5 protein-coding genes are annotated in these 5,146 nt (G+C 42.3%); 3 read left to right on the top strand and 2 right to left on the bottom strand.

Going from position 1 to position 5,146, the window contains the following annotated elements:
- Both WBA23_RS24295 and WBA23_RS24290 read left to right on the top strand, forming a co-directional pair.
- On the top strand, positions 1-379 hold a 379-nt coding region (locus WBA23_RS24295; protein WP_424584869.1), incomplete at its 5' end, for an AraC family transcriptional regulator.
- A 51-nt stretch (positions 380-430) separates the two neighbouring features.
- Positions 431-1,162: a transglutaminase-like domain-containing protein gene (locus WBA23_RS24290; protein ID WP_424584868.1), complete on the top strand. Its 732-nt coding sequence runs from the start codon at positions 431-433 to the stop codon at positions 1,160-1,162.
- A gap of 157 nt (positions 1,163-1,319) precedes the next feature.
- On the opposite strand, the gene WBA23_RS24285 is transcribed toward WBA23_RS24290, so the two are convergent.
- Both WBA23_RS24285 and WBA23_RS24280 read right to left on the bottom strand, forming a co-directional pair.
- Complete coding sequence (locus WBA23_RS24285) at positions 1,320-3,008, bottom strand: amidase (RefSeq protein ID WP_424584867.1); 1,689 nt, start codon at positions 3,006-3,008, stop codon at positions 1,320-1,322.
- Between the two features lie 135 nt (positions 3,009-3,143).
- Positions 3,144-3,752 carry a haloacid dehalogenase-like hydrolase gene (locus tag WBA23_RS24280; RefSeq protein ID WP_424584866.1) on the bottom strand — a complete coding sequence of 203 codons (609 nt, stop codon included), beginning with the start codon at positions 3,750-3,752 and terminating at the stop codon, positions 3,144-3,146.
- A gap of 349 nt (positions 3,753-4,101) precedes the next feature.
- Here WBA23_RS24280 and WBA23_RS24275 point away from each other — a divergent pair, with 349 nt between their 5' ends.
- Positions 4,102-4,476 (top strand): hypothetical protein, encoded by a 375-nt coding sequence (locus WBA23_RS24275; RefSeq protein WP_424584865.1) that lies wholly within the window; start codon positions 4,102-4,104, stop codon positions 4,474-4,476.
- Positions 4,477-5,146: the final 670 nt, after the last annotated feature.

Genomic DNA, 5,146 nt, shown 5'->3' with positions numbered 1-5,146 from the left:
AAACGGCATTATTAAGGAGCACGACTGCTTCTGTAGTTCCGCTATTCACCAGGGTGATCCAAGAATTGATAAAGCGTTAGCGTATCTAGCGTATAATTCTGAAAGAATAGTGCCTCTCAAAGAAATTGCTAACCACTGTCATTTATCTCCCAGCAGATTTATTCACCTGTTTAAGGAGCAGACCGGAATCACCTATCGCAGGAGTCAACTTTGGAAAAAACTTATCAATGGCTTACCGTTAGTCGGAAAGAAACCTTTTACCGAAATAGCCCATGATGTTGGCTTCTCAGACAGTGCCCATTTTAGTAGAGTATTCAAAGAAAATTTTGGTTTTGGTCCTTGCGATTTTTTAAAGCTTAGCCAGTTTGTTCAAGTTTAAAGTAGCAGTTCTTACGACCTTTGTTTCAATAGAAAATATAATAAATTAACTATGGAACAGCAGCTTGAAAGACCGGTAGACTTTACTAACTATCTTAAGCGTACTCCCATTTTAGACTTTGATGCACCGATCATACAATCTCTAATTCAGCACAGGGGGTGGAAAAAGATGGCGAGCACTGAGAAAATAAAGCATATCTATAACTACGTCCGCGACGAAGTGAAATTCGGCTACAATATAGACGATAACATATCGGCTTCTCAAGTGCTTACTGATGGATATGGTCAGTGCAATACGAAAGCCAACCTATTTATGGCACTACTGAGAGCGGTTGGTGTGCCCAACAGAATGCACGGTTTCACCATTCATAAGGCCCTCCAGAAGGGGGCCGTTACCGGATTATGGTACACCTTATCGCCGAAAAACATCCTACATAGTTGGGTCGAGGTATATTTGGAAGGAGAGTGGTTCAACTTAGAAGGGCTGATTCTTGACAAACTATACTTAAGAGGATTGCAAAATAAGTTCGCAGACTGTAAGACTACCTTTTGTGGGTATGGCGCCTATACGGATAACCTTAAGAACCCTCCGATTGATTGGGATCGAAGCCATACTTACATTCAGAAAAAAGGCATTAATCAAGACTTCGGATTATATAATTCACCCGATGACTTGTATGCTACACACCAACAAAAGATGAATCCGGTTAAGCGATGGTTCTTCAGAAATTACGTACGGCATCTGATGAACCAAAACGTAGAACGAATAAGAAGCGGTAGCTAATCACTTTCTCTAATGTACCTAGCTACCCATCTCAATAGCATCTACTTTACAGCAGCTATAATTTTAGCTACTAAAGGTTACAGACATAATATGGTTGCTCGTAATAATGCACAGTTAAACCAATGTTGTTTAATGACAGATAAGTATTAGTTCGCCTTTAATTTTCTGCAATCGGCTCGGGCAAGAAAAACGCTGGATGTTGATCTTCGGTATCAGTGGCTTGCTGGTAAGCATTGGCTACTTCTAGAATGGTGGCTTCATCGTAAAGATTACCAATAAAGGTAATACTCTGCGGGTGCCCATCTTCGTCAAAGCCAATGGGTACAACTACTACTGGGTGGCCGGTCATATTAGTAATTAGCAACTGACGAAAGCCTTTGGTAGGAGAAACAATTACATCGTACTGCTGCATGAGCGAGTCCATTGCTAGAATTAGCTGCTGCCGGTAGCGATTAGCCTGAATGTACTCCACTGCCGGAATAAAGCGCGACTGTCGCAGCGCATTGGGGCGCGAACGTTCGTCTTGCCGTACCAGTGAATCATCGAGATTGCTACGGGTAAAATCATCAAAGGCCGCTCCGGCTTCGGCAAACATAATTAAGGAAAGAACTTTCACCGGAAGGGAAGTACTATCGGGTAAGCTAACGGATTGAAAATTGGCACCTAGCTTCTTTAGCACCTCTAAGGCTTGTTCGTTAAATTCTTGATTCACTGTATCATCTTCAAAGTACTTCTCTACCGTGCCAATTCGCAGACTTGCTAGATCAACCTGACCGTCGTAATTAAATGCAGCGTCCACAGTTGTTTTATCGTTCGGATCAATTCCACGGATGGCATCAAATACCAGCGCGGCATCTTCGGCAGAGCGACAGATTGGTCCGACTTTATCCAAACTCCAACTCAGGGTCATTACTCCGTGGCGACTTACTCGCCCAAATGTAGGGCGCAACCCGGTGGCTCCGCAGCGGGTTGCGGGTGAAACAATCGAGCCCATCGTTTCAGTGCCAATGGCAAAGCCTACCAATCCGGCCACTACGGCCGAGGCGGAACCGGCGGATGATCCACTCGCTCCCTGCGCTAAGTCCCAGGGGTTTTTAGTGGTGCCGCCGAACCAAACATCGCCCCGAGCCAGTGCTCCTGAAGTGAGCTTAGCGATGAGTATCGCTCCAGCTTCTTCCAGTTTCTTTACGACCGTAGCGGTCTGGTCAATCGTTTGCTTTTTATGAGAGTTGGCTCCCCAAGTGGTTTTGTACCCTGCTACTGCTAGCAGATCTTTCACTCCGTAGGGAATGCCATGTAGTGGGCCGCGGTACTTTCCCTGCTGAATTTCTTCGTCCGCTCGGCGAGCTTGCTTTATCGCTAGTTCTTCCGTGATAGTGACAACACTTAGCAGCGTATCATCATAGCGACGAATGCGGTCTAGGTAGAGTTGGGTTAGTTCGGTAGAAGTGATTTTCTGATTTTTGAGCAAAGATGCCAGTTCTAGTACGCTGTAAAACGCTAGCTCATCGCGATTTATCGGTAAAATTACCTCTTCGGGAATACGCCATTGGGCTGAAACGGAAGTAGTGTCTATAGTAAAGCCTTGCGGAACTGGATCGAACAACAGGGCGGGCGGCACCTCATTACCTAGAGTGTACTGGTGCATAAGATCAAAATCTTCGGCATTATCTCGCACATCCGCTAACAAGGTATCAATTTCGCTGTCGGTCAGGTTAAGTGCTAATAGCTTCTGGGCTGCTTGCACATCGTCATCGGTAATTTCTTTACTAGATCGATTAAACCAAAGAAAACAACTTACTGCGGTTATAGCCGCCGTAGCAATAATAATAAGCAAATACTTCACTAGCAGGTTAAATTATAGGTAGCAGTTTTCAGATCAAGCATCGAGTTACCCAATCTGTGATGAATTATGCGGTAAATATACTACCAACCGGCAAATTCACCTTCTGTGTTTCGCTTACATGCCACTTTTCTGAAGTTACTTACTGTAAGGTTTAACTTCTCCTTCCTCAATAATATAAGGTTTATCAGCAATATCGAGCACCGCTTCAGGATCATCGGAATACGCTTCCACTACTTGGAAATTTCCTTTCCCGAAGTGCTCTTCCACCCGTCTAATCTTTTCTTCTTCCTTACAGGCTTCACCCACTACTTGGTAGGTTTGATTAGTGTAGCGCACCTGGGTGCAGAAGTACTCATCTACTTCAAAAAACTCGAACAGTGGCTTCATGTATACGTCTAAACCTCCGGTGGCACAAACAATTTTCACTCCCTCGTTACGAAGTTCTTCTACTCGCTTCAATAGTTTATCATTAAAGTAGTAGGGATATTCTACCGACCAATATTCCCGGGCATAACGGTCTACTTGATTGGGTGGCAAACCATCAAGATAATTGAAAAAGTTTTCTTTAAACTGAGTCTGATTAATCAAACGAAGGTTTCCCAAAAGTTTGAACAGGGTTAGGTGATACAAACTAAGGAGTTTGTAATTGTTACGGTAGCAAATGTATTTGAAGAATTCTTCCTTAGAGGTTTTCTTGTAAAGCGTACCATTAATGTCAAAAATTGCAATTCGCTGAACTGGCATAGTTAAAAAAATTTGATGTTGAATCGTAGGGGTTTAGTCCCCATTTTTGGATCCTATCTGAAAGCTAGTTATTTATAGAAAGTATAAGGCCCTAGACTGTGCTTTCAAAACGATGATGCAAATAAATAGTTTAACCTTTAGAGCGTGCTTGAACTTTATCTTTTAGTTCTATGCCGGGTCTTTTCCGCTCATACTTCAGTCGCCCCACGATGGCTTTTTCGCGGACGATAGCTTAGGTTATCCTCCTTAAAAAGAGTCTCGACGGTTCGCCTCGCGACTGACCAAAAAGTACCTCATAATAAATTTTAAATATAAATTCCAAACGCGCTCTGACCAAATTGATAAATGGATGCAAAAAGTTTCGCCTAACTATTTGTATTTTTACCATATGGCACTATACACTGAACTTACTGAAATTATTACCGAACTAGATACTAAGCAAAGCTACCCTTATGCGGCACCCGAAGGCTTGTCGCACCGCTTTTACCGCTTCCGAGAAGCTATGCAACTGGTAGCGAACACGCTAAACAATCAGCGAGGGCGGGCTTTTTTACGTAAATACGAAACCGGTAGCCGGGGGCAGAAACTCAATCAGCTAGAGGGCGCGAAAGCTTTTGGACAGGACGATTTACTACTGTTACTAGAATTTTGCCAAGATGCTAACCAGTTGGAGAGCTATTTAAAGCGCACCTGGAAAAGTTTAGAGAAACAACTAAAGTCGTAAGAAGGATCTATTGATTAGATAACAATTTATTCATAAGTCAGAGCCCTCAATAACCTCGCGTATATTCGTATACAAAGCAATTCTAAACTTTTAGCGCACACTGATAGCGAAGCAATATAGCACTAAGATAAATATCACTCGCCACCACAGTAGCGTGGCTGAATATAGTTCCGTCGCCCGATATTTAGCAAGGTGAATGTCTACCAAAAATTAAAATCGCCTGAGGGCGGCGAACGCCGATAGTTTTAGCTATTAACTTCACACCATCAGTTAGCAATCCGATTGACCTTATTAATACTTTCTTAAAAAGCGAACATGGTCTTTTCATATGTACATTATGGTAGGCTAGTTCATTTTTTAAATGAGTCTTCTAAAAGGAGAGCTATAAGCTATTCATCTCTAGTGTAGGACACGAGTGAATCTGAAAGAACTGTCTTGGGTAAAAAAATCCTTATAAAAGGATCATGAATAGGCTGATTTCTATATATTCAGTGAGCTATTAGAACAGCTTCGGAAACTCCATGAAGTAATGCTCGAGTGTCATAATTATCATAATAAATTAGAATTATTAATTATGGTAATAATCCGCACAGTAATTTTTGTGAGAAAAGAATTAGCAATAACCCCTTCAGCAAAGAATTTAGCGCGTGTAATTAAGATAAATATCGCC

The organism is Tunicatimonas sp., assembly GCF_049647865.1.
Taxonomy (GTDB): Bacteria; Bacteroidota; Bacteroidia; order Cytophagales; family Cyclobacteriaceae; genus Tunicatimonas.
Note: the sequence above shows the minus strand (reverse complement) of the source record. Positions and strands in the feature narration are given on the sequence as shown.

What these genes read in the sequence shown, in the direction of transcription:
- WBA23_RS24275 (WP_424584865.1), top strand. Translation starts at nt 4,102, where the DNA reads ATGCAAAAAGTTTCGCCTAACTATTTGTATTTTTACCATATGGCACTA.
- WBA23_RS24290 (WP_424584868.1), top strand. Translation starts at nt 431, where the DNA reads ATGGAACAGCAGCTTGAAAGACCGGTAGACTTTACTAACTATCTTAAG.
- WBA23_RS24280 (WP_424584866.1), bottom strand. Translation starts at nt 3,752, where the DNA reads ATGCCAGTTCAGCGAATTGCAATTTTTGACATTAATGGTACGCTTTAC.